Source organism: Brevibacillus sp. HB2.2, assembly GCF_013284275.1.
GTDB lineage: Bacteria > Bacillota > Bacilli > Brevibacillales > Brevibacillaceae > Brevibacillus > Brevibacillus brevis_D.
On sequence record NZ_JABSUV010000023.1, the window covers coordinates 68,980 to 92,202 of the forward strand.

Annotated in this window: 19 protein-coding genes; 11 read left to right on the forward strand and 8 right to left on the reverse strand. The window is 49.0% G+C overall.

Annotated features, from left to right (window positions below):
• Positions 1-40: 40 nt before the first annotated feature.
• The gene (locus HP401_RS17710) at positions 41-655 is read left to right on the forward strand and encodes a hypothetical protein (protein WP_173605933.1); all 615 of its coding nucleotides are present in this window, start codon (positions 41-43) and stop codon (positions 653-655) included.
• Positions 656-722: 67 nt separating this feature from the next.
• Here the strand turns inward: HP401_RS17710 and HP401_RS17715 are convergent, their stop codons facing one another.
• Both HP401_RS17715 and HP401_RS17720 read right to left on the reverse strand, forming a co-directional pair.
• Entirely contained in the window at positions 723-1,550 is an 828-nt protein-coding gene (locus tag HP401_RS17715; protein ID WP_173605934.1) for a M55 family metallopeptidase, read from the reverse strand.
• Positions 1,551-1,713: 163 nt separating this feature from the next.
• Complete coding sequence (locus HP401_RS17720; protein ID WP_173605935.1) at positions 1,714-2,850, reverse strand: glycosyltransferase; 1,137 nt, start codon at positions 2,848-2,850, stop codon at positions 1,714-1,716.
• Between the two features lie 210 nt (positions 2,851-3,060).
• Here HP401_RS17720 and HP401_RS17725 point away from each other — a divergent pair, with 210 nt between their 5' ends.
• The gene (locus HP401_RS17725; protein ID WP_173605936.1) at positions 3,061-4,410 is read left to right on the forward strand and encodes a glycosyltransferase family 4 protein; all 1,350 of its coding nucleotides are present in this window, start codon (positions 3,061-3,063) and stop codon (positions 4,408-4,410) included.
• Positions 4,411-4,562: 152 nt separating this feature from the next.
• Here HP401_RS17725 and HP401_RS17730 read toward each other — a convergent pair whose 3' ends face one another.
• From HP401_RS17730 to HP401_RS17740, 3 genes are read right to left on the reverse strand one after another with little or no spacing between them, the layout of a single operon-like run.
• Positions 4,563-5,381, reverse strand: a complete 819-nt coding sequence (locus HP401_RS17730) for a hypothetical protein (protein WP_173605937.1) — start codon at positions 5,379-5,381, stop codon at positions 4,563-4,565.
• Entirely contained in the window at positions 5,374-7,002 is a 1,629-nt protein-coding gene (locus tag HP401_RS17735) for a hypothetical protein (protein WP_173605938.1), read from the reverse strand. The genes HP401_RS17730 and HP401_RS17735 overlap by 8 nt, the downstream gene beginning before the upstream one ends.
• Before the next feature lie 4 nt (positions 7,003-7,006).
• The gene (locus tag HP401_RS17740; RefSeq protein WP_173605939.1) at positions 7,007-8,269 is read right to left on the reverse strand and encodes an O-antigen ligase family protein; all 1,263 of its coding nucleotides are present in this window, start codon (positions 8,267-8,269) and stop codon (positions 7,007-7,009) included.
• A 189-nt stretch (positions 8,270-8,458) separates the two neighbouring features.
• Between HP401_RS17740 and murJ the strand changes: the two genes are divergently transcribed.
• Complete coding sequence (gene murJ, locus HP401_RS17745) at positions 8,459-9,985, forward strand: murein biosynthesis integral membrane protein MurJ (protein ID WP_173605940.1); 1,527 nt, start codon at positions 8,459-8,461, stop codon at positions 9,983-9,985.
• Here the strand turns inward: murJ and HP401_RS17750 are convergent.
• Positions 9,960-11,336, reverse strand: a complete 1,377-nt coding sequence (locus HP401_RS17750) for a phenylacetate--CoA ligase family protein (protein ID WP_173605941.1) — start codon at positions 11,334-11,336, stop codon at positions 9,960-9,962. The two genes, murJ and HP401_RS17750, sit on opposite strands and share 26 nt — an antisense overlap.
• Before the next feature lie 204 nt (positions 11,337-11,540).
• Between HP401_RS17750 and HP401_RS17755 the strand changes: the two genes are divergently transcribed.
• A complete protein-coding gene (locus HP401_RS17755; protein WP_173605942.1) occupies positions 11,541-13,193 on the forward strand; it encodes a putative polysaccharide biosynthesis protein in 1,653 nt (550 codons plus the stop codon).
• A gap of 57 nt (positions 13,194-13,250) precedes the next feature.
• On the opposite strand, the gene HP401_RS17760 is transcribed toward HP401_RS17755, so the two are convergent.
• Positions 13,251-14,102, reverse strand: coding sequence for a class I SAM-dependent methyltransferase (locus tag HP401_RS17760; protein ID WP_173605943.1), 852 nt, complete (start codon positions 14,100-14,102; stop codon positions 13,251-13,253).
• Between the two features lie 24 nt (positions 14,103-14,126).
• Entirely contained in the window at positions 14,127-15,224 is a 1,098-nt protein-coding gene (gene csaB / locus HP401_RS17765; protein ID WP_173605944.1) for a polysaccharide pyruvyl transferase CsaB, read from the reverse strand.
• Positions 15,225-15,654: 430 nt separating this feature from the next.
• Here csaB and HP401_RS17770 point away from each other — a divergent pair, with 430 nt between their 5' ends.
• From HP401_RS17770 to HP401_RS17800, 7 genes are all read left to right on the forward strand, one after another.
• Positions 15,655-16,578 carry a 50S ribosomal protein L11 methyltransferase gene (locus HP401_RS17770; protein ID WP_173605945.1) on the forward strand — a complete coding sequence of 308 codons (924 nt, stop codon included), beginning with the start codon at positions 15,655-15,657 and terminating at the stop codon, positions 16,576-16,578.
• Positions 16,579-16,643: 65 nt separating this feature from the next.
• Positions 16,644-17,819, forward strand: a complete 1,176-nt coding sequence (locus HP401_RS17775) for an acetyl-CoA C-acetyltransferase (RefSeq protein ID WP_173605946.1) — start codon at positions 16,644-16,646, stop codon at positions 17,817-17,819.
• 54 nt (positions 17,820-17,873) lie between these two features.
• Positions 17,874-18,863, forward strand: coding sequence for an LCP family protein (locus HP401_RS17780; protein ID WP_173605947.1), 990 nt, complete (start codon positions 17,874-17,876; stop codon positions 18,861-18,863).
• Between the two features lie 200 nt (positions 18,864-19,063).
• Entirely contained in the window at positions 19,064-20,764 is a 1,701-nt protein-coding gene (locus tag HP401_RS17785; protein ID WP_173605948.1) for an AMP-binding protein, read from the forward strand.
• A 151-nt stretch (positions 20,765-20,915) separates the two neighbouring features.
• On the forward strand, positions 20,916-21,506 hold the full coding sequence (locus tag HP401_RS17790; RefSeq protein ID WP_012685390.1) for a fatty acid metabolism transcriptional regulator FadR: 591 nt from the start codon (positions 20,916-20,918) through the stop codon (positions 21,504-21,506).
• A 118-nt stretch (positions 21,507-21,624) separates the two neighbouring features.
• Entirely contained in the window at positions 21,625-22,398 is a 774-nt protein-coding gene (locus tag HP401_RS17795; protein ID WP_173605949.1) for an enoyl-CoA hydratase, read from the forward strand.
• Positions 22,399-22,450: 52 nt separating this feature from the next.
• Entirely contained in the window at positions 22,451-23,218 is a 768-nt protein-coding gene (locus HP401_RS17800) for an electron transfer flavoprotein subunit beta/FixA family protein (protein WP_016739010.1), read from the forward strand.
• Positions 23,219-23,223 lie beyond the last annotated feature (5 nt).

Sequence of the window (23,223 nt, forward strand, 5' to 3'; positions counted from 1 at the left end):
ATTTACATGTAGTAGTCTCATGTAAAGGAATGAACTGCACATGTCCCGTCGGAAGGATAAACTGACAGTCATTTACCAAAAGGGTAAAAAGCGAATGGTCGTGAAGACATTTTTGCGTGAAACCAGTAGAGTGGTTGTCGTACTCAATACGCAGTTTACGAATGCCCCAAACACCACCCAAATTGCCAGCGGAGCAGGACGAAGCGGTGCAGCCGGTAATGATGCCGCCATCGATTCATCGAACACACTGCAACAACAGAGCGTGGGAGCTGGTGGAATTGCGCGAAATCGGGGAATGGCCGGCAAGCAATCGGAGTATCATGGTCATCATAAGGGCAAAAAGAAAAATGGAAAAGAAGCCATTGTGGTGATAAACGATCAAGTAGTCAAGCTGGCAAGACGCCTTAGAAATGCTTCCGCCACACAAGTTGCAGGTGGGGGTGGCACGTACAGTACAGGTGGTACGAATGCTGCGATTGAAAGCTCCAACACGAAGCAACAGCACGCTGTTGGAGGCGGGCCAGGCTCTCGGGCATCCAATCGAGGAATGAACAACAGACAGAAGGAGAAAGCGAAGGGAAAAGCAATAGCAAGAAAGGGAAAAAGAGGCTTCCGGCCACAAGTAGCGCGGAAACGGAAAAATAGGCGGGCTTGAATAATCTACCGCCAAAATGGAGAACGGAAGAACTGATTTCAGCCCTTCCGTTCCCTCCTTATTCTTCTTAAAAAAATTCAGCACCCGACGCCAGGTTCAGCATAGCGCGCATTGTTTTGTACATATCCTGCGGATTGGCTGCATTGTAATAAACTGTGTTTGTTGCTGTTTCATAGCGGGTTCCCGGGACAATTGCGGCCATCTCGGCTTGTCCTGCATGGGAGAATTCCATTGCCAGCTCTACAGGTACAGCTGTATGGAATGGCTGGATGTTGTTCCGGTTGCGCAAGGCATTGGCCGTCTTGCGCTTCAGTTCAGCGGTCGCCTCTTCACGCGAGAGACAGATAGCAGCTGTGCGGGATACCGCTTCCTTCACGATCGCTGTTTGGATGCCTGGAATCAGTTCCTGTGCTTCGACGGCGATGAGATTATCACCAGACACCATGACAACAGGAACGTTATGCATACCCGCGATCGCGGCGTTAAAGCCGAACTCACCCACGACTTGTCCGTTGATATACATATTGTGAACGACACCAGACATCGTATGGCTGAGTACACCAGGAATCCCTTGGCGAGTATGATAGCCGATAAACATCGCTGCATCAAAGCTTTCATCGATTCCCTGCATCATGGATGAATCGCGTGGAGAACCTGCCAACAGTCTTGCTTTCGGATGGAGCTTTTCCCAGAGAATGTTGTTCATCGTGTTGTGGCTGTCTGCTACGACAATTTCCGTTACGCCAGACTCAAGTGCAGCTTCAATAACCGCATTGGCATCATCTGTCATAAATTGGCGTCCACGCTGATAGTTAACCCCCGAATCCGGGTTAATATAGCTCGTATCTACAATGCCTGAAATACCTTCCATGTCTACCGATAGAAATAGTTTCATCTCATTTTCACCCTTTCTGTCTGGTGCAGCTTGCTATACAAAATAGTTCCAATTCATATGTAACCAGATTGATCATGAGTAGGCAACTATAAAAACAGATTCTTCAAATAAATCATATAAAAAAAGCACGATGCCCGCTGTTCGCGTTTCACCGTGCCTTTCGTCATTTCAGTAACGTACGATAAAGAGCAACAATTTGTTCGGTCATGAGTTGAATGGTAAAAGTGGACTCCACTTTGTTCAACGCGTTTTGCACCAAGATCTCACGCAATTGTGGTGAAGTCCAAAGTCGTTCCATTGCTTGCGCCAACAAAGCGGGATTTCCCGGTTCGACGATCAGCCCCGTTTCGCCATCGAAAACAAACTCTTTCACACCGCCGACATTGCTTGCTACGACAGGAACCTCCGAAGCCATTGCCTCGATGATGGTATAGCCAAGCCCTTCGTACAAGGAAGAGTGGACAAAGCCATCTAAGGCATGCAAGCACGCCGGAATGTCTTGTCGAAATCCAGCAAAGCGAACACGCGATTCCAGCCCCAATTCTTTTACCTTCGCTTCAAGCATTGCACGTTCAGAACCGTCTCCGATCAATACGAGATAAGGAGCCGCCCCTTTCGTGTTCGCCACAAGCGTATGAAAAGCATCGAGCAGAATCGGGAGCCCTTTTACGGGAACAAAGCGAGCTGCTGTCCCGAACAAAAAGGCGTCCTCTGGTATGTTCCATTCCGCACGCAGTCGATTGCGGTCATTCTCCCGTAAATGGTTTTGCCGATAAGGCTTCATGTCCATTCCGTTATAAATCACGCTAATGTCAGACGAGCGAACACCCTGCCCCCGCAAAATATCGGCAATCGCACCACTGATCGCGATGTAATGACGGTTCCAATGTCTCGTGCTCATTTCCATCATGCTGACAATGGCATAGGCCAAGGAGCTTGTATAATCATAACGGAGTGAGCTGTGAACAGTGGTCAGCAAAGGAACCTTCATAGCGCGAGCTGCCAGTCGTGAAAAGAAATTGGCTTTAATCCCATGCGTATGAATGATCGCTGGTTGGAATGTGGTAAAGGCATTCCGCAGAGCCTGTAGCAATCGTAAGTCAAAACGTCCGAACTGATTCAGTGTAATGACTTGGATGCCTGATTCCCGCAATTTACTCGCAAAAAGAGAATCATAGAAGCATACGACTGCGACTTCTACTTCGTCGACTGGAAAAGTAGTGACCAAATTGAGAATATGTTGTTCAGCACCGCCAAATTCCCCCCCGCCAATCACGTGGAGGACTCGTAATTTGCTCATCTGAATTCACCCGAATCGTAATTAAAAACCCCTACTGAGGTTATGTACATGGAGGCACGACCGAATAGAGGCGGTGTACCGAAAAAATAAACGATCATTTGTAAACAAAGCCATTTTCACTATAGCAGATGCCTGCTAGATTCGCAATAAGACAGCACTTATGGTATCGTTGATGATGGAAAATTGAAATGGAGAAGGACGGTTACGTAAATGAATACGCACAACGTGTTGATCATATGCTACATATTTCCTCCTATTGGGGGAGGCGGCGTGCCAAGACCGTTGAAAATGGCCAAATATTTGGGGGAGTTTGGCTGGAATGTCCATGTACTGACAGTAGATCCTGCTTATCATGCGACGCTCGATACATCCCTTTTGGCACAACTGCCGAGTGATGTCACTATTCACCGTGCGAAGGAGTGGCAGCTGCTGCCGAATCGAGGGGGACAAGCCCCATCAGCAAGTGCCAATACAACGTCTACACCATCACAGCCATCATTTAAGGCGAAGGTAAAAAAACAGATCGTCCATGTGCTGAAAAAAGTTAAGCCATACCTGTTGATTCCAGACGACCAAATCCTGTGGATGCCGAATGCGCTCAAGCTAGGGCGAGAAATCATGCGACGTGAAAAGATCGACGTGATTTTTTCTACATCGGGACCCGTAACGAACCATTTGATTGCGAAAAAGCTTTCCCGTGAGTTTGGCTGCAAATGGGTAGCGGATTTCCGTGATCCATGGACGCAAAATATGCACACCTCTGGCATCAAATGGCGAGAGCGCATGGAAGAGCGAATGGAGGAGGCGGTGATGTCCCAAGCGGATGCGATCACGACCGTCACTGCGACCTTCGCCTATAATTTTCGCGAGAAGCACCAGAACCGCATCAAGCGGATGGAGCTGATCTACAATGGGTTTGATCAGGCTGATTTTCAAGGGTTGGCTCCCAGCCATGCTGCTCCGGACAAGTTTCATGCGGTGTACGCAGGTATTTTGTATCAAAAGCGCAACCCACGCCTTCTCCTGCAAGCCATCCGGGAACTTATCGATGAAAAAGCAGTAGACCGAAATGATCTCTTGCTCAGCTTTGCTGGGGTGTTCGATTACCCGGGGTATTCCGAAAATCGCGATTGTGTGGAAGCATTAGGGCTGAGTGACATCGTTCGCGTGTTGGGGAACCTGCCGCATAAAGAAGCGCTCGGATTGATGAAAGGCGCAAATGCTCTTTTGCTGATCGGGGATGTGTCCGCTGACGCCGGAGCGTATATTCCGGGTAAGCTCTACGAATACATGGGGATTGGCAACCCGATCCTTGCTCTGAACAAAAGAGGCGAAGCGACAGAGATTATTGAAGATTTCCGTCTCGGGCAAGTAGCCGATCCAGAGCAAAAAGACGAGATCAAGCAAGCATACCTGAAGCTGTATCAGGAGTGGAAAGCGCAAGGACAAACGGGTAGCGAGGAACGCGGAGCGGATTTTGCAGAGCGTGTGAAACCGTACGAGCGCCGTGAACAGGCGAAGCAATTGGCGCAATTGATGGATGAACTGGTGAAAAAATAGGACAGCATCGCCCCGGAGCCAATGAAGCTTCGGGGTTTTCTTCGTTTGGCAGGAATACTTCTTCTGCTTCAAAATAAAAGGACCTGACGATGTTCGCCAGGTCCTGATTCGTACCGATTTGTCTGCTGCCAAGCTAAGGTAGCAGGCTTTTTTTAGTACAGCAAATATTTCTCTACTTCTTCCGGTTCCTTGATGTGAATGCCACCGGTATCGCCGTATTTTAACAGGTTGAATATTACTTGCTGGTCCATCGTTCCAGCTTCAGGAAGTGGGAGAATGATCCAAGTCTCGTATTGGTGGATCAGACGGTCTTCCTTACCGAACCAAAACGTTGTCTTGATCGTGGATTCCTTCAAGATGTAATCCAGATCAGGGCGTTCTCCCAATTGTTTTTTCAAAGGTTCAAACAGTGGGCTTTGGCTATTTTTCAGCCATTCTGCTCCTGTCATTTTTAATTGGAACGGAACGCTGACTACACCGATAACCTTTTCCTCAGGCAATTGGACGGCCTTGTCCATGAGAGGCAGCCAGTCCTCGAAGCCTTTCAATACATCAAATGCTAGCGGCTCATCCGGAGCGGTTACAAACTGCTCATTTGCCTTGATGTAGCGTTTGTCGTTAATTCGATAGTACGAATAAGGCTGGGCCGCGATGCGTGCATCCACATTGTAGCCTTTCCCGTTGATGACGGCTCCATTGAACATACTCGTCGTGGTACGAGACAGGATTGTGTTTTTTACATACCCCTTATACCAGTAAGTCTGTGCCTCTTTATCCGTTTTGCCCTTTTCTAGGGCTGTTTTCAACCACTCGGCCCCTGACTCGGTTTGGACCGTTGTCGTTTGATCCGGCTTCTGGTCAAAATTGGTAGTGGCAAAAGCCTTCGTCCCTGATTCATACGTGCAGCCACCGAGCAGGGAGGCTGTGCAGATGGCAGCGAGCAATGCCCATGCTTTCGTCGCTTTACGCATGGCGAAACCTCCTTACGACCCCGTATCCCAAGAGTCCCACGAATAGCGCGATTGTGAGTCCGAGTACCGGAATGTTGTGCTGCTTAAACACGAGAATACGATGCGTATTGTACATGTTGGCCACGATTTCGTTTTCCTTGTCGCCATCGATGTCGCCAATTTGAACATTGATCAGCGGCATGTAAATGCGCCAGGTTTGTTTCAAGCCCTCTGGCGTGTAGTCATAGCCAGCCAAATAGCGAGTATCTGTGGTACTTACCCAGCTTTTCGCTTTGGCCACGATCTCAGGCTTGGCGTTGTTACCAATCGTAGCAAAGTTGGAGAAGCGGAAGCTCTTATCGTGGTCACCGCTTGCCCACAAAATTTCCCACGTACCGTCTGCTTTTGGTTTCAAGATGTACGAAGGTTTGCCAGCCACGAGTAGCTCATCGACTTTATCGTTGTCGATATCGGCAGGAATGAACTCGCCAGTTGCCAATTCAGCCTGTTTGCGTGTCAGTGTGTACGATTCTGTCAGTGTTCCATCTGCCTCTACAGACAGTACACTCAGGTGCTCGCCCATGACAACGATTCCCTCGCGGCCATCTGGCAGCATCATGGTGGTCATCAGCTTGGTTGCTTTTGTCGTGCCGCCAAAAGGCTTGCCATCGTAGTTTCCTGTCAGCATACCATCCTTGATGTGTAGATCCGTGTACTTGGAACCCAATGTTTGTCGGACGTCTATACTTCCTGCATTATCTGCCAGTTGATTTGCGATGTTCTCCATATCAAGCATAAACGCACGATAGGGTGCCGTTCCGATTTGCATCATGCCTTCCGCATATGGTTGGCGTTGGACATTCGGTACCAATTGACCATCTTTCATCGTGTAATACGGGAAGCCTGGGTAATCGGTCGGCAGTTTTTCCTTGATGATCTCCATGGTTTCTGCCGGAATCTGATCATTCGGCATCCGCACCATTTGACCATCTTTCCAGGTCAGGACGTAAAGAGAAACAGGTTCCGCCTGCAAATGGCGCAGCTTCTCCGCCATTGCTTTTTTCTCTTCTTCCGTCTCTGGCTTTTCAATTTTTTCCGGCAGTGGAAGCTCCTCCGCATTTCCGTACGTAATGATCTCCATTTTGCCATCGCCATTGACGTCTTGCAGCGTGATCGGGAAATAATCTACCCAATCGCCGTTGTACAAACGATCAGATTCGTATGTCACGGTAAAGTGGCTCAGTGCAGTCAGAGTATCTCTGTTGAACGTCACGTTCGCCAAAAGTGCGATCAGAACTAATGAGCCGACTGCACGCCAGTTGAGACGCCCATACCATTTCACGAGAAGCGCAATCACGATGACTGCGATTGCACCACCGATCAACAGAGCAGCGGTCGTTTTCACATCGACGCGTGTCAGTGCGCGATCCAAGAGCAAGAAGCCGATGGTAAACACAAGCACTTGTCGACGTTCCGACGGATGTACCACAAAGTAGCAAAATGCTAGCAGTGGCAGGAAAATGAGTACAGCAATCCACGTTAAATCAAGGAACGCGGGTTTCACGAGCAAATGATAAATCAGAAACAGGGCAATGGCGTACAGCGCCCAGCTTATCGTATCGAGAATAGGATTCCGGCGCATGCCCTCACCACCTTTTATTTTGTGTCTGGTCGACGAATAATGCGCAGAGGAAGCCGCCAAACAGCCAGAAATAGAGGGCCACGAACGGCACCTCGAAAATGTTTTCCACGAGGTTATGGGTTGCTACCGCGATTAATCCACCGAGCAGTCCGAGAATCGCAAAAAAGTGTGGCGAACCCTGGATGTTGCGGATGAGCCCAGCTCCGTATTTGAACATCGTGATCACGGTTCCGATCAACAGGATGATCCCGATTAGACCGTATTCCGCCAAACTTTTAAAGAAGTAGCTGTCTGAATAAATGGTACCGAAATGGCGAGCTGCAACTGCTCCGCCGTGATGACCGAGTCCGACACCGAACAATGGCTCGATACGCATATTGTCGTATGCTTTTCCCCAGCGCCCGATGCGTCCACCTTCACTGCTAGATGCGAAGTATTCAGGTGTAAACAGCGTGAAAATGCGATCTTTTACTTTTCCGACAAGTGGAACTGAATCAGGAACGAAGAACAGAGCTACAACCCCGATAATTCCTGCGATCACCAAATATCCTGCTACTCGTTTGTTCCAGATATAGAAGCAAACGAACACGGCAAAGGCAAGAGCGAACCAGGCACCGCGGGACCCGGTTAAGAGCAAAGCAAGCACGGTGGTCAGTGCAACAATGGCCCAAATCAATTTTTGCTTGAGAGTAGTAGCTGTCATGAACAGACCAGCGGCGATCGGTGTAACCAACGCCATATAGCTGCCCAATACGTTCGGGCTCGTTACAAAGGAGAATGCACGCGTTGTAACTGCTTCCCCTTCCTGCACCCATGATTCAGGTGTTTTGACGCCCACGATGACTTGCAAGACACCATACAGCGCCGCTACGAAACCAACCAGCACAAGTACCTTCATGAACTTGTTCAGGTCTTCCATCGACTTCAGTAAATAGAAGCCCATGAAAAAGGCGAGGATGTACTGGTAGACAGAGCGGAATCCTTCCACAGTCGCTTCCCAGTTCGCCATGTCTGTCACCATGATGGCAACACCCAGGACGAAAAAGGCTCCCAGCCAATGTTTGATTCCAGGCATCGTTCTGTTTGATTGCAAAAAGGCTCCAAACGTAAACAGCATCAGAACGATGAGCAGTGCTTCATCCCACAAAGAAGATATGACTGGAATCGGTAGAATCTGTCGCAAGACGTAATCAATTACTGGATAGGCCAACAGCAAATACAACCATGTAGTTGATTGGCTTCCCCACTTCAACACGGTTTCTCTCATTTTTATTGTAGTCCTCCTACAGGTAGGGATTAACCTATCTATTATAATGAATCTGGCAACCCGGTAGCAAGCCGGGGGGAAAGAGGTTGGTAGGAACGGTAGAAATAAGATATGATAACTAGGTAGTTTGAGGGGTTAGAACCAAGCCTGGAACGTAGGGTTTCAAATAGGGATAGGAGAAAAGTGGACATGAGTTTGTTAAAAATTGCTTCCATGATTGTCGTGCTGACTCTTGTTGGAAGGCTTCTGGGCTTTTTTCGCAGTGTGTATGTATCCAACTTGTACGGTACTGGCATGGAGGCAGATGCGTTTAATATCGCGGCAACGATCCCGCTGACGCTGTTCTTGGTCATACCGGGAGCGGTCAATGCTGTACTGATTCCGACCATGCGCGGCATGATGGAAAAAGGAGAGCGGACGACTGACCTCTATCAGAAGATGCTCACGATCATTTTGGGTATATTCGTTGCTCTGTCTGTCTTAGGAGTTGTCTTTTCTTATCAGCTTGCTGCAATGTTTGGACTGTCAGGTGAGAAGCTTGAACTCACGGCTAGCATGCTGCAATGGATGTGGCCATCAGCTATTTTCATCGGGTTAACAGGGCTGTGGTCGAGTATTTGTAATGCTCACCAACATTTCTTTACACCGACGCTCGGTACGGTAGCCAATGGTGCTTTGGTAATTGTCAGCATGTATGTGCTCGTTCCGATGTATGGACCCATTGGTTTGGCGATGGCTACGACAATCGGTTACTTGGCTGCACTGTTGCCGATTCTCCCGACTTTGCGTGGATTCGGTTATCAGCAGCGCTTCTCCTTCGCTTGGCGTGAGGACGCTGCTCTCAAAGGCATGGGCGAGCGAGTCATTCCGATTTTAATTGGTGCAGTGGTTGCTCAGGCGACTACCTTTTTGGAGCGAGGATTCGCGGAAGGGCTTGGAACGGGTGTCGTTTCCGCTCTCGCCAATGCGAACCAGATCATGCAATTGCCTCTGGCTATTTTTGTAGGGGCGTTTACGTTGCCGTTATTCCCACTGTTGGCTAGTCATGTCAAGCGGGGGGAAATGGTGGAGATGAAGCAAATCCTGCAAAAGGGACTTGCCTATCTCCTCATTTTGCTGCTGCCCGTGACAGTTGGACTTGCGCTATACGCAGAGCCTATCATCCGTCTAGCTTTTGAGCGCGGTGCGTTCGATGAGCATTCTGTCGCTTTAACAGCGTGGGCACTACCGTTTTACGGCGTGGGACTTTTCTTTTTAGCGTCGAGAGACTTGCTGACTCGCGCCTTTTATGCTCTAGAAAACACGAAGACACCCGTTATGATCGGGGCGATTGGGATCGGTGTGTATGCCCTTGCCAACTGGTTGCTCATTCCGCTGCTTGGTCATGGCGGAATTGCTCTTGCCAATGCAGTTTCGGCTATCAGTCAAGCGCTCCTGCTGTTCATTTTGCTATGGAGGGCAGTAGGCAGCCCTGTACGAGCGAATTTCCTCATGACTACAGGGAAAACCATTCTGGGCTGCGCAGTCATGGCTGGTGCTATTTTGTTCGTCGATCCATGGTTATCCGTTTTGCCTGTCTGGTTGTACTTATCGCTGGGAATTATGGGTGCAGCTGTTTTATATCTTGTTGTGCTCATTTTGTTTCGCGAGCCACTTGTTTCAGAGCTGCTGCAAAAAGTACGCAAGCGGTCTACTCCAGCGGGGGGGCGCTCATAAGCGGGAATTCCCGGATGGCATAACGAGTCTTACCTGAGCTAGCGGGAGGAATGGTCTCCACATAAGAAACGTGGATACTCACTTGACCTAACGCCGCACGAATTCCTGCCAAAAGCTTGGCTTCATCAGCAGGCAAAAAACGTTCGGGCTCCTTCACCAGTCGCAGGCTCAGTCGCTCCGGCTCATGCTGGACGATCTGGAAGGTGCGAAAGCTGTCCATATTGCGAACGATGTGATTAAAATAATGTCCGTGCACGTACTGTCCGTTTCGTGATAGGAACATGTCGTCTTCTCTGCCGTCGATCGAAGCAAGAAGTGGAAAAGGGAGATTGCATGAGCAGGCTGAATCAGAAAGAGCGACGACATCTCCTATTTGGTAGCGCAGGCGAGGCATGACGGTATTGTGCAGGTCAGTGACAAGCAGAGCTCCTGGGTGCCCATTGTTGAGGGGAATATGCGTAATTGGATCGACTACCTCCAAATAACAGTTCCCGGAAAAGGCGTGCATGCTCCCTGCTTTACATTGATAGGCGATCATTCCGCCGTCACGAGCGCCGTATTCATTCACAACAGGCGCATCAAAAGCTTGGGTAATCGCTTGCCGTTGTTGCTCGTGCAGGCTTTCTGCTGTAGAGACCACGGCTTTGAGCGGGATTCCCAGTGTCATGCCGCGTCGTAGCATCATCATGGCGAGGGTATGCAGCGCGGAGGCGTACCCGTATAAATAGGCAGGACGGAATTCCCGGATGAGGCGCAGGTTTGCTTCCAAATGTCTTTCGTCCAATTCATAGGCAGAAATCATCAGGCGGTTTTTCAACCAGCGTTCCTTCCAGCGGTAGCGGCGAGCTTGCTGGGCGTTTAATTCGAGTGGAGAGCCCCAAATCATCACACACGGGTCACCAATGCGAATGCCGTACCAGGATAGCCCAAACCACCGTGCAGCTTCATATTGCTCGACAGTTGGACGATCGAGGTAAAAATGGGTAGGTTCACCCGTGGAGCCTCCCGTTCGATTTCCAATGAGCCTGCTTGTTTGTCGGCCCTGGCTCAAATATTGATCAGTGTTTTGCCGAAAGTGTGTTTTGGTCAGAACAGGAATCCGCTGCAAAAAACGTTCTGGCATCTCACGCATTTTACTCCAATCTGGGGCGAAGGTAGTATAAGCTGGTACATTTTGTATCGCATGATCGAGTAGTTTCACCAGCTTTTCTCGCTGCTGCACGGTTAGCGCTTCGGCAGATAGACGCTGTGTTGCTTGCAATTCTTTCATGTAAGGACGGATGCGATTTCCTTTCAAAGCCTCCATTAGCGGCCACTGTACATGGCGGATCAAAAATCCGGTTGTGGGCATAATATCCCCTCCTACTCATTGATCACACAGGCAGATGATTAAAAAAAATCAATGGAATCTGTTTTTCACCAGTATTCCTGCGAAATTCCATCGATATACCTGTTTGCTGGAAGAGGGAAATGATAGTAGGATAGAGAGTGGGTTCATGTCGATTGGTGCTGCCCCACGGGTATCCAGTCAAAGAGACGAATAAAGGAGTTACCCATGTTGAAAAAAAGTCATTTTCTCGCGGGAGCGTTGATCTTAGCCATAGCGGGGATTTTGTCAAAAGTTATCGGGATGTTCTATCGAATTCCCCTTCAAGAGATAGTTGGCGACAGAGGTCTCGGACTCTATCAGGAAGTATATCCTCTCTACCTGACCTTTCTCATATTGGCGACAGCAGGTGTGCCAGTAGCGTTGTCGAGAGTGATTGCAGAGGCATTGGCTGAAGGAAAACAAGGCTCTATAGGACAAATTTTGGCCCGTAGCATGGTCATGATGGGCGCCATCGGACTTGTCTTATTTGGGCTCCTGTACGTCAGCTCTCCACTCATTGCAAAGCTCATGGGGAATCCGCATTTGATTGAGCCAATTCGAGCGATTTCCATGTCGCTGCTGTTCGTTCCCTTGATTGCGGTTATTCGCGGCTTTTTCTACGGCCATCAAAAAATGTTGTTTGTCGGGCTCTCGCAAATCGTAGAGCAGACCTTGCGTGTCGTATTTATTTTGGTAGCTTCCCTGTATCTCGTGTCACTCGGTGAAGATACGGATACCGTGATTACCGGAGTCAACTTCGGTACGATGATCAGTACGTTTTTGAGTCTCGGGTTTCTAGCGTTACTCATGTGGCTCCACAATCGGAAAAATTCCGTCTTTGGCGGGGCTGAGTGGCGGAGCCTTACTTGGTGGTATGATCGTGCCTTCTTCGCCTCGATGTGGCGAATTGCCTGGCCGATTTGTATCAGCGCCTTAGTTATCCCGATTTTCAGCTTGACGGATTCCTTTCTGGCGATTAACATCTTCCGCTACATATGGAATGTGGACGGCTTGACGGCGGATACGTGGTTTGGCATTTACAGCAGGGGAGGACCACTTCTACAAATGGCGAGCTTGTTCGGATCATCGATTGCCCTCTCGATCGTTCCTGCCATTGCCGAAGCGATCAGACAAAAGGATCAGGAGCGGATTACGACCTTGACCAAGCTCTCCTTGCGTTTTGCTTGGCTAATCGGTCTACCAGCCGGTCTGGGACTGACAGCTGTAGCTGAAGGGGCGAATCTGGCGTTGTATGGCGATATGGAAGGCACGCGTGCCATGGCGATTTTAGGCATCACCGCGATCCCGCTTTCCTTGTTGCTGGCTACAAATGGTATTTTGCAAGGGATCGGCAAAGAAAAAATCCCTGCACGACATCTGCTGTATGGGGTTATTGTGAAGGTACTGGCGACACTCGTGTTTACCTCGATGTTCGGTATGGACGGCTTGTCCTTGTCTTGGCTGGTTGCTACTGCATTTGTCTGCGTACTGAATATGCGAGTCATCAACCGTTACGTATCGATTCCGATTAACTGGCGCTTCGATACCATTTATCCGTTACTGGTGGCTAACCTCATGCTGATTCTGGCTTGGGGAGCGACAGAGGCAGTTGATTTCCTGTTCAGAGGAAGAGAACCAGTACGCATGTTGGGAGCGATAGAGACCGTTGCTGGAGTCGGTGTAGGACTCATCGTGTACTTGGGACTGCTCATCCTTATTCCACTCATTGAGGACAAGGAGTTGGATTGGCTGCCAGGCGGAAACAAGCTGCGCACCTTTATCCAATTCATTCGGAGGAAACAGGCTTCTTCATTAAAGTCCAATACGAATAACGATTAAACCAATTACAAAACCCCTTTCTCCACAAACGGAGGAAGGGGTTTTATGTGGTCCTTTTTATTTCGCTTTTTGATAAACACAGACGACCATTTTCACGAAAAATTCACGGGTAGCGGGCCATTTTGCCAAGGTCTGCAACTGATTGCGCAACGGAATCTCTCGCTGGTAAACCGCAGGCTGCACCACGCCTTGTTGAATTTTTCGAAATCGCTTGATCGTCATGCGATTGATGTACGAGATCGTATCCCTACCATCAGGAAGCTTGTCGAAGCGAAAAGCAATCCGGTCAGAACCGTCTGGCAAGTCGCGGACTAGCTGTTTATAAGCGTCAATCAAGGCTTGCTCCGAGAAGAGAGCATGTACCCAAGGAATGCCGATCGCATCTGACAAATGAGCACCGTATGGATGATAATACGGCGGAAAATTGATGTAGAGATGCCCGCCAGGCTTCAAGACCCGAAAGCATTCCTCCAGCGTTTTTTCCGGTTCGCCTACGTGCTCCATCGCGTCATTCATGATGATCGTATCGAACGTGTTGTCCGGGAAGTCCATTCTCGCGGCATCACCAGTCATGAAGGAGACGAGATGATTCAGTCCTTTTTTCTTCGCGAATTCATTTCCTTCGTCCGCGTAGTGGGGGACGATGTCGATGCCGATCATTTTTTTCGGTTCAAAGGTGGCGTAATAACAGGTTTTTCCACCGCCGCCACAGCCGATGTCCAAAACCGTTTTGTCACGGAACATTTGCTCCTGTGAATGGAAGGGGAGGAAAAACTGAATCGTTTGATCCCCTTTTTGAAATTGCCATTCTGTATAGCTCATTTCCCCGTTGTTTGCCAGATTAAATGGGTGAACGGGGAGAGGAAATAATCGATTTAAACGAAGTAACACTTGTGAAGAAAAGGACATGATGTCCTCCTTTCCAGGTCAGCCTTATTTGCGCAGCGCCTGCAAAACAAGTTCACTGCTTTTGGAAGCTTCGATCGCTAACAGATGGGAATGCTTCGTTACCACATCAATTTCGTGATCGAGGTTGTCCAGTTTTTCAGCGAGCAAGGTCAAAAGTGTAGTTTCATCGAGTTCAGTAATATGACCAGCATTGGGCATTCCAGCGCGTTCAACGAATCGATCGATTTTCGGATCGTAGGAGATACCGATAAAAGGGATTCGCAGCATGCACGCAAGAATAAGTGAATGAAGCCGCATTCCAACGACGTAGTTGCATTGCTTCAGTACCGACATAATGTCATGAAAAGTCACGGGTGCATCGAGAAGACGTGCTCCTGGTTGGCTCATCTGGTCCATGATTTCCTGAGACGGTGCCAAATCACTAGGGACATGCATCGGCAGGAAGAGAACATTCCATCCGCGTATGATAAACCAATCTGCTGCCCTGGCTATCTTCTGTTTGAATTGCTGTTCCTGCTTCCAGTCCCGGACAGAGATGGCGACCAAAGGCTTGGAAGGATCATCAAACATACCATGGAGCAGCTCTTTTCCCCGTTGATCTGCAATATCGTCAGGGGATATCGTCAGAGCAGGATCAGCTGTTATATAGATAGGGGCTTTTTTTACGCCGCAGGCTTTGAAGTCCTCCCCTGATTCGTAGTCGCGAACCGTGATGATGTTGACGTGATTCACCACGCGTTTAATCATCGTGCGACTGAGCGATTTAAGGATGGGTCCAAACCCTTGCGCGTAAAAGACCACGGGTTTACCTAAAAGCTTGGCAATGGTGACGATGCCCAAATAGTAGAGGACACTGCGCGGACTGGTTACATCCTGCATCAGTGTACCGCCGCCCATCACCAGCATGTCACTTCGCGAAAGCTCGCGGACGATGGTTCCAAAGCTCCAGCGGTTATAGGCTTCAATCCCGAACAGTTCTGCAGTCCGATCAGGCTGATTGGACAGGACGGCGAGAGAGATATTTGGTTGTTCCCGCTTAAGAGAGCTGATGATGCCGTACAGGACCACATCGTCTCCGGCATTATTAAAGCCGTAGTACCCGGAGATGAGAATTCGCGACATGGAGTGAACCTTCTTTCTATATCAAACGTACAGGAAAAATACATTCTCAAGTATAATCGAGTAAACAAGGGGAAGTAAAGCAACCACAGTAGAAAACTTCCCGCTCCAATTGTTTGGACAGATACAGTGGGTGCAGCACAGTTCGTAGGGTATAATGATGTTGTTCCGACTTACGAGAACATATAGAGGAAACCCATACCGAACATGCCGATGCCAAGAACGATGAGGACAATCATAACGATAAAAAGTCCCTTGTTTTTACGGCGACGGTAAAAAAATTCGTCAAACATGGTAAGCCTCCCTGCGGTTGTGATAGTCCATTCTACTATCATACCATGTTCTCTATCATCCTTGCCATCTACATATGCGTGAATAGATGTCCGCAAGAATAGGGGCGAATAACAGCAAAAGGGAAGGAGCATTTTTCATCATGGAAAACATGTGGCTCAAATACACTTTACTAGTGGAACCAGAAATTGAGGATTTGTTTGTGGCAGAGGTTTTGACCAGCTCCTACACGCTTGGCTGGATCGAACCGCAAATCGAAGTACTGACAACGGAAAACGGATATGATTACGCAGAAAATACGGAAGGTCCACTTGCTGGCTATTTGTTTGAACCCCAGCACGATCGTGAAGAGGAGCATGTAGCTCGCCTGAAGACCTACATTCAGCGGTGGAATGGACAAGTCACGATAAAAGAAGTAGACCTCGTCGCTGAGGAAAATGATTCGTGGAAAGAGGAGTTCCGTGAAGTAAAAATAGGCGACTGGTGGGTGGCACCAACGTGGACGGACCCCGCAGCGTTGGAGTCGGCTCGGCATATCCTATGGATCGATCCAGGTGCAGCCTTCGGAACCGGCTATCATGGGACGACGCAGGACATTCTTTTGTTTTTGCAAGAAATGGATCTGGAGGGTAAGCAAGTCATTGATGTAGGAGCTGGCTCAGGAATTCTCTCTTTGTACTGCGCTTTGAATGGAGCGAAGCATCCTGTATGGGCAGTGGACATTAATCCACAAAGCGAGTATCAGGTTCTCGTCAATGCGACCAATAACCACCTTACTGACCACGCTGTACAAGTAATCATTGGGGATGCGAGCGAGGACGCAGTGAAGTCCCAATTGCCTGACCAAGCTGATGTCATTCTGGTCAACATCGGGGGCGATGAAAATGTCGCGATGCTTCCGATGATTACGGAGCGAATGGCACCGAAAGGAACTTTGATTCTCTCGGGAATTGTCGAATGGAATCGGGATGCTGTCATCGCTATATTTGAACAAGCAGGCTTCCAAGTAGAAAAAGAAAGTCAACATGACGAATGGGTTACCGTTGTATTGAAAAACATCGCTTAGAACCGCCCTGTAACTTCCGTGTGAGACAATAAAGAAAATAAGGTACTCAATGGAGGGGAGAACAAATGGAGCAGGTTGTCATTGCTGCTGCTGGACGTACGCCAATCGGTACGTTTGGTGGCGTCTTGAAAGATGTAAGCGCTCGCAAGTTGGCAGAAACCGTCATTCGTGGTGTCATGGATCGATCTGGCCTGGAAGCTTCTCAGATCAATGAAGTCATTTTAGGGAATTGCATTCAGCGGACAGACGAACCAAACATAGCGCGAGTGGTAGCATTGGACGCAGGATTGGGAAAAGAAGTGACGGGCTTCACGATACAACGTCAATGTGCGTCCGGCATGCAAGCGATTGTGAGCGGCGCTTCCCAGATCCTTTTAGGCGACAGTGAAATTGTTTTGGCAGGCGGCGTAGAGAGCATGAGCAACGCCCCGTATGTCCTGAAAAATGCGCGCTGGGGCAAACGTTTGACACATGGAGAAATGACCGATGCGATGTGGGAGTTGTTAACAGATCCCCACCATCAAATTCTGATGGGCGAAACGGCAGAACGTCTGGTCGATCGTTATGGGATCACACGTGAGGAGTCGGATGAAATTGCCTTGCGTAGTCAGCAGAATGCGATCCGCGCCATAGACAGCGGTTTGTTTGCGGAGGAAATCATCGGGGTCCCTATTAAAAAACGGACCGAAGAAATCATGGTTACGGAAGATGAATTCCCTCGCAGGGGAGTGACTCTGGAGAGTCTTGCGAAGCTTAGGCCCAGTTTTCGTGACAATGGTACAGTGACGCCAGGCAATGCTTCCGGGCTCAACGATGGAGCGTCCGCAGCCGTTTTGATGAAAGAAGGAAAAGCGAGAGAGCTCGGGATCGAACCACTCGGCAAAATTGTCTCGTGGGCAGTAGCGGGAGTAGAGCCTGATTTGATGGGATATGGACCCGTTCCAGCGGTGAAGCGAGCATTGGCAAAAGCCGGTTTGACGCTCGCGGATATCGAACTGATCGAAGTAAACGAAGCCTTCGCCGCACAATACCTCGCCGTGGAAAAACTGCTGGAGCTGCCGCGGGAAATAACGAACGTGAACGGGAGTGGCATCGCGCTGGGTCATCCTGTCGGTTCTACTGGCTGCCGAATTGTCATAACCTTGCTGCACGAAATGAAGCGGCGACAGCTGAAACGAGGCTTGGCTGCCCTTTGTGTTGGCGGCGGGATGGGTATGGCGATGGTTGTCGAACGCACATAGGTTTAAACGAAGTCTCCCCTGTTAAAAATGGAAGCAAAGGGGGAGGCTTTTGTCATGTTTATAGGGTCATTTTTCAAGCGACATGGAAAACAGATTGCGTTTCATACCTTATCCTGTTTGGCGATCGGGGCGTTGCTGCTGGTTGCCTACAGTGCCTATCAATACAAGCAAATGACCAATCAGTGGTATGCTCCGATTGATGGAGCCAAAGGGAGCGCAAAACAGGCGACTGCGTCCCTTCCTCCTCGTGATCTTTTGACAGGAACAGCACCATTGGAGCCTTTCGTCGCCCTGCTTCTTGGCGTAGATAGTCGAGACGGGGAAAGTGCACGTTCAGATACGATGATGCTTGCGGCGATTCATCCCGAGAAGCAATCCGTCTACCTTTTGGCGATTCCGCGTGACAGCTACATGGAGCTCCCGGGAAAAGGATACGACAAAGTGAACCATGCGATGGCTTTTGGTGGTCCGAAGATGGTGAAGGAGTCACTGGAAAAATTTTTACAAATAAAAATCGATCGGTATATCTCCGTAGATTTCGATGGCTTCCGTCAAATTGTGGACGAGCTGGGCGGTGTCACTGTCGATGTGAAGAAACGTATGAAGTACAGCGATCCGAGCGACGACACGTACATCGATATTCAACCAGGGCTGCAGACTTTATCAGGTGAGCAGGCATTGGATTATGCCCGTTATCGCAAAAGTGATCTGGGCAAGGAAGACAGTGATTACCTGCGGATTGGCCGGCAGCAGGAGATTCTCAAAGCGTTGGCTTCTAAAGGGACCTCGCTCCAAGGGTATACCAAGGCATTTTCACTCATGGAAATACTGGGTCAGCATGTGAAAACGGACCTCACTGAGCAGGAAATCGCCTCTCTGTTACTGTCTTATGGCGATGGGACTCCGAACACCATTCAAGTCGATACACTGGTCGGGCAGGATGAGCGGATTTGGCATAATGGAATCGTCGGCTGGTATCATCTCGTCCCCACAACTGAACGGGAAAGAGCACGTCAGCAAATGATCAAGGAAATAACATCGTAAGACACAAAGAGCATAAGGATAAAGGACACGGCTTTATCAAAGGTCGTGTCCTTTTTTGTCGAAAGCTCTTGTCCCGATGGAACGTACATGATTTTAATTGGAAAATTGAATATGTTTCGAATACAATAGTCATTAGGAAGAGATTATGAATGTAGATCATAGGGAGAGGCAAGGCCATTTAAGGGATGGAGGGAATGACCATGTCAAATGCCAAGCCTTGGATTGCCAATTACCCGCCCGAAACTGCGCCGTCATTGGATTACCCCCGTGTTCCTTTGACGCATTTTCTGGAGCAATCAGCAGCTGTGTATCCAGACAGTAACGCGATCTATTTCATGGGAAAAAGCATTACGTATCGAGAGCTTTTGCAGTTGTCATACCAATTTGCCAATGCATTGATCAAGCGCGGTGTAAAGAAAGGTGACCGCGTGGCGATTATGCTGCCAAATACTCCACAAGCCGTCATCAGCTACTACGGGGCGCTTTTTGCAGGCGCGATCGTGGTCATGACCAACCCGCTATATACCGAGCGAGAATTGATTCACCAAATGAACGATTCAGGCGCCGAGACCATCATCACACTGGATTTGTTGTACAAACGTGTTACCCAAGTCCGTGCATCTACCTCACTTCAACGAATCATCATCACAAGCGTTGGCGATTTCCTTCCCTTACTGAAAAAATGGCTCTATCCGTTCGTGCAGAAGAAACAAGGACAAAATCCGCAGGTTACATACAGCGCAGATATTGAGCCTTTTCTTTCCGTATTAAAAGAAAGCGCTACCAAGCCTGTTGAAATTCCAGTCGATCCGACCAAGGACATCGCGCTCCTCCAATATACAGGGGGGACAACAGGTGTTGCCAAAGGCGTCATGCTGACGCACGCCAATCTCATTGCGAATGCAGTCCAGTGCCAAGCGGTCCTTTACAAACTGAAAAAGGGAAAAGAACGGATTTTGTGTGTGCTCCCGCTGTTCCACGTGTATGGAATGACTACCGTGATGAACAAAGGGATTTGTATCGCAGCAGAAATTATTCTCGTTCCCAAATTCGACGTGAAGCAAATATTTGAAATGATCGACAAGCGCAAGCCTACTCTTTTCCCAGGGGCACCCACCATGTATATCGGTCTCATCAACCACCCGGACTTGAAAAAGCATGATCTTTCATCGATCGACGCATGTGTCAGTGGATCAGCTCCGTTGCCGATCGAAGTGAAGCTCAAATTTGAGGAGTTGACGGGCGGCAAGCTGGTCGAGGGCTATGGGATGACAGAGGCTTCTCCCGTAACACATTCCAACCCGATTTGGGAAAAAGGCATTACGGGAAGCATCGGGATGCCATGGCCAGATACGGATTGCCGAATTGTGGATCCGGCCACAGGAGAAGAGATGCCCCAAGGCGAGGTCGGGGAGTTGGCTGTAAAAGGACCCCAAGTTATGCTCGGCTATTGGAATCGCCCAGAGGATACCGCTGCCGTATTAAGGGATGGCTGGTTTTTGACGGGAGATATGGGCTATATGGACGAAAACGGCTATTTCTATATCGTAGATCGCAAAAAAGACATGATTATAGCTGGTGGCTTCAATATTTATCCGCGCGAAGTAGAAGAAGTGCTGTTTGAGCATCCCGCCATCCAGGAGGCAGCAGTCATCGGTGTCCCAGATCCGTACCGGGGGGAAACAGTCAAAGCATACGTCGTTTTCAAGGATGGACAGCTCGTAAGTGAAGAGGATCTGGAATCGCATTGCAGACAGAGACTCGCCGCCTATAAGATTCCGAGACAATACGAGATTCGTACAGATTTGCCCAAAACCATGGTCGGAAAAGTATTGCGTCGCCAATTACAAGAAGAAGACAAGAAGAAAAGGGAAGCCCAGGAAGAAATCAAAACGAGCTAGTAGCTGATGTTTTGAGGCTTGCGATCCCAGGCGGAAAGCGGCCTTTTTTGCTGACCTCTTGCGATTGACAGAGGAGTGGCCCTGTATTACACTAATTATGAATGAGTGATCATTCATTTCATCATCAATGTTAGTAAACATGGAGGTAGTTATGGCAAAGAAAACGGGGGAAAAGTATCAAGCCATTATTGATGCTGCTGTTCGAGTAATCGCCAAACAGGGCTATTACAGTGCCCAGGTATCGAAAATTGCGAAAGAGGCGAAGGTAGCAGACGGCACCATATACCTCTATTTTGAAAACAAGGATGATATTTTGATATCACTGTTTAACGAAAAGATGGGCCAGTTTGTGGAGACAAACCGCAAACGCATTTCGGAAGCGACGACCATTGAGCAAAAGCTGTATGTACTCATCCATGCACACTTGAGCCAGCTATCCAAGGACCATGATCTGGCAAAAGTGACGCAAATCGAGCTCCGTCAATCCAGTCCGTTCATTAGTGAAGGAATCGGCAACGTGATGAAGCAGTATTTCAACCTTATTGACGAAGTGATCGTAGAGGGTATGGAGCAGGGCGTATTCCGATCTGATCTCGAGGTGCGGATTACGCGCAAAATGATTTTTGGAACGCTGGACGAAGTGACGACATCTTGGGTGATGAAAGAGTGCAAGTACGACCTTGTCTCTTATGTTGATTCCATTCATAACCTCTTCCTGCTTGGTATGAAGGGAAAAGAATGAAAAGAAAAGCTTTTTTTGCATGAAAACGTTTGTTACAATGGAAACAGTAAGACTGAGCGATCGCTCGGAATGAAAAGTAGCTGTTTTTTATATATGGGGAGAGTTTGGGGGGAGAGGAATGGCGTCGTATTGGAATGTAGAAATCGTTGATCGCGTTGCTACGGTTACGATTAGCAACCCGCCTGCTAACGCACTCAGTCAAGCAGTGCTCGGTCAATTGAGTGAACTTTTGGACCAGTGGGAAAATAACGATGAAATCAAAGCGATCGTTTTGACTGGCGAAGGTCGGTTTTTCATTGCAGGAGCGGACATCAAAGAATTTACCCAACTGAATCGGGAAAATGCAGAAGAAATGGCGAAGAAGGGTCAAGCGTTGTTCAATCGCTTGGAAACGTTCCCGAAGCCAATCATTGCAGCAATTAACGGCGCTTGCCTTGGCGGAGGATTGGAGCTTGCATTGGCATGCCATATCCGCTTGGCAGCACCTGAAGCCAAGCTTGGGTTGCCAGAGCTGAATCTCGGACTCATTCCTGGCTACGGTGGTACGCAACGTCTACCACGTCTGGTTGGCCGTGGCAAAGCGACACAGATGATTCTCACTTCTGAGATGATCGGTGGCGAGGAAGCATTGCGTATCGGTCTTGTGGAAGCGGTTTATCCCGTAGAGCAATTGCTTGCAGAAGCACAAAAGCTGGCGGCTGTTTTCGCGAGTAAGAGCGCGATAACCCTGAAGCTTGCCCTAGCGTCCATCCATAACACAACGGAGCTTTCGTTATCACAAGGCTTGGAGCAGGAAGCAAAGCTCTTTGGCGATGCTTTCGCGACGGAGGACGTAAAAGAAGGCGTGACTGCATTTCTCGAAAAGCGCAAGCCGCAATTCGCAGATCGGTAGTTAAGCATATAGCTTCACAAGTATGAGGTACCACTAAGGAGGAGGCATCCTGATGAATATCGTGGTTGTGTTGAAACAGACGTTTGACACAGAAGAAAAAATCGTCATCCAAAACGGACAAATTTCCGAAGATGGCGTTGAATTCATCATTAATCCCTACGATGAGTACGCTGTTGAAGAGGCAATCAAGCTCAAGGAAGAGCACGGCGGCGAAGTAACCGTGATCAGCGTCGGCCCAGATCGTGCGGAAAGTGCCCTGCGCACTGCTTTGGCTATGGGCGCAGACAAGGCTGTTCTGGTGGATGACGAGTCTCTGTTCGGAGACGAATTCACAATCGCCAAAGTATTGGCTGCAGTAGCGAAAAAGGTTGGCTTCGATATCATCATTGGTGGACAAATGGCTGTAGACTCCGGGGCTGGCCAAGGCGGTCCTCGTCTGGCAGAAGAGCTGGGAATTAACCATGTATCGACTGCTGTGAAGTTAGAGGTGGACGGTACGAACGTACGCGTAGAGCGCGATGTAGAAGGGGACCTGGAAGTCGTGGAGACGAGCCTTCCTGTTTTGATTACGGCTCAGCAAGGACTCAACGAGCCGCGCTATCCTTCTCTCCCAGGTATCATGAAAGCAAAGAAAAAACCTTTGGATAGACTCGGCGCAGACGATTTGGGAATGACTGCGGATGAGGTAAAAGCAAAGACAGAAATCGTCGATCAGACATTGCCTCCGAAAAAGCAGGCGGGCCGCATTCTCTCTGGCGAATTGGCAGCTCAAACGTCGGAATTGGTGCAACTGTTGCGCAATGAAGCGAAAGTGATCTAAGCGAG

What these genes read in the sequence shown, in the direction of transcription:
- murJ (WP_173605940.1), top strand. Translation starts at nt 8,459, where the DNA reads ATGAGTTTGTTAAAAATTGCTTCCATGATTGTCGTGCTGACTCTTGTT.
- HP401_RS17710 (WP_173605933.1), top strand. Translation starts at nt 41, where the DNA reads ATGTCCCGTCGGAAGGATAAACTGACAGTCATTTACCAAAAGGGTAAA.
- HP401_RS17715 (WP_173605934.1), bottom strand. Translation starts at nt 1,550, where the DNA reads ATGAAACTATTTCTATCGGTAGACATGGAAGGTATTTCAGGCATTGTA.
- HP401_RS17730 (WP_173605937.1), bottom strand. Translation starts at nt 5,381, where the DNA reads ATGCGTAAAGCGACGAAAGCATGGGCATTGCTCGCTGCCATCTGCACA.
- HP401_RS17785 (WP_173605948.1), top strand. Translation starts at nt 19,064, where the DNA reads ATGTCAAATGCCAAGCCTTGGATTGCCAATTACCCGCCCGAAACTGCG.
- HP401_RS17795 (WP_173605949.1), top strand. Translation starts at nt 21,625, where the DNA reads ATGGCGTCGTATTGGAATGTAGAAATCGTTGATCGCGTTGCTACGGTT.
- HP401_RS17770 (WP_173605945.1), top strand. Translation starts at nt 15,655, where the DNA reads ATGGAAAACATGTGGCTCAAATACACTTTACTAGTGGAACCAGAAATT.
- HP401_RS17760 (WP_173605943.1), bottom strand. Translation starts at nt 14,102, where the DNA reads ATGTCCTTTTCTTCACAAGTGTTACTTCGTTTAAATCGATTATTTCCT.
- HP401_RS17740 (WP_173605939.1), bottom strand. Translation starts at nt 8,269, where the DNA reads ATGAGAGAAACCGTGTTGAAGTGGGGAAGCCAATCAACTACATGGTTG.
- HP401_RS17800 (WP_016739010.1), top strand. Translation starts at nt 22,451, where the DNA reads ATGAATATCGTGGTTGTGTTGAAACAGACGTTTGACACAGAAGAAAAA.
- HP401_RS17750 (WP_173605941.1), bottom strand. Translation starts at nt 11,336, where the DNA reads ATGCCCACAACCGGATTTTTGATCCGCCATGTACAGTGGCCGCTAATG.
- HP401_RS17720 (WP_173605935.1), bottom strand. Translation starts at nt 2,850, where the DNA reads ATGAGCAAATTACGAGTCCTCCACGTGATTGGCGGGGGGGAATTTGGC.
- HP401_RS17790 (WP_012685390.1), top strand. Translation starts at nt 20,916, where the DNA reads ATGGCAAAGAAAACGGGGGAAAAGTATCAAGCCATTATTGATGCTGCT.
- HP401_RS17775 (WP_173605946.1), top strand. Translation starts at nt 16,644, where the DNA reads ATGGAGCAGGTTGTCATTGCTGCTGCTGGACGTACGCCAATCGGTACG.
- HP401_RS17780 (WP_173605947.1), top strand. Translation starts at nt 17,874, where the DNA reads ATGTTTATAGGGTCATTTTTCAAGCGACATGGAAAACAGATTGCGTTT.
- HP401_RS17755 (WP_173605942.1), top strand. Translation starts at nt 11,541, where the DNA reads ATGTTGAAAAAAAGTCATTTTCTCGCGGGAGCGTTGATCTTAGCCATA.
- HP401_RS17725 (WP_173605936.1), top strand. Translation starts at nt 3,061, where the DNA reads ATGAATACGCACAACGTGTTGATCATATGCTACATATTTCCTCCTATT.
- csaB (WP_173605944.1), bottom strand. Translation starts at nt 15,224, where the DNA reads ATGTCGCGAATTCTCATCTCCGGGTACTACGGCTTTAATAATGCCGGA.
- HP401_RS17735 (WP_173605938.1), bottom strand. Translation starts at nt 7,002, where the DNA reads ATGCGCCGGAATCCTATTCTCGATACGATAAGCTGGGCGCTGTACGCC.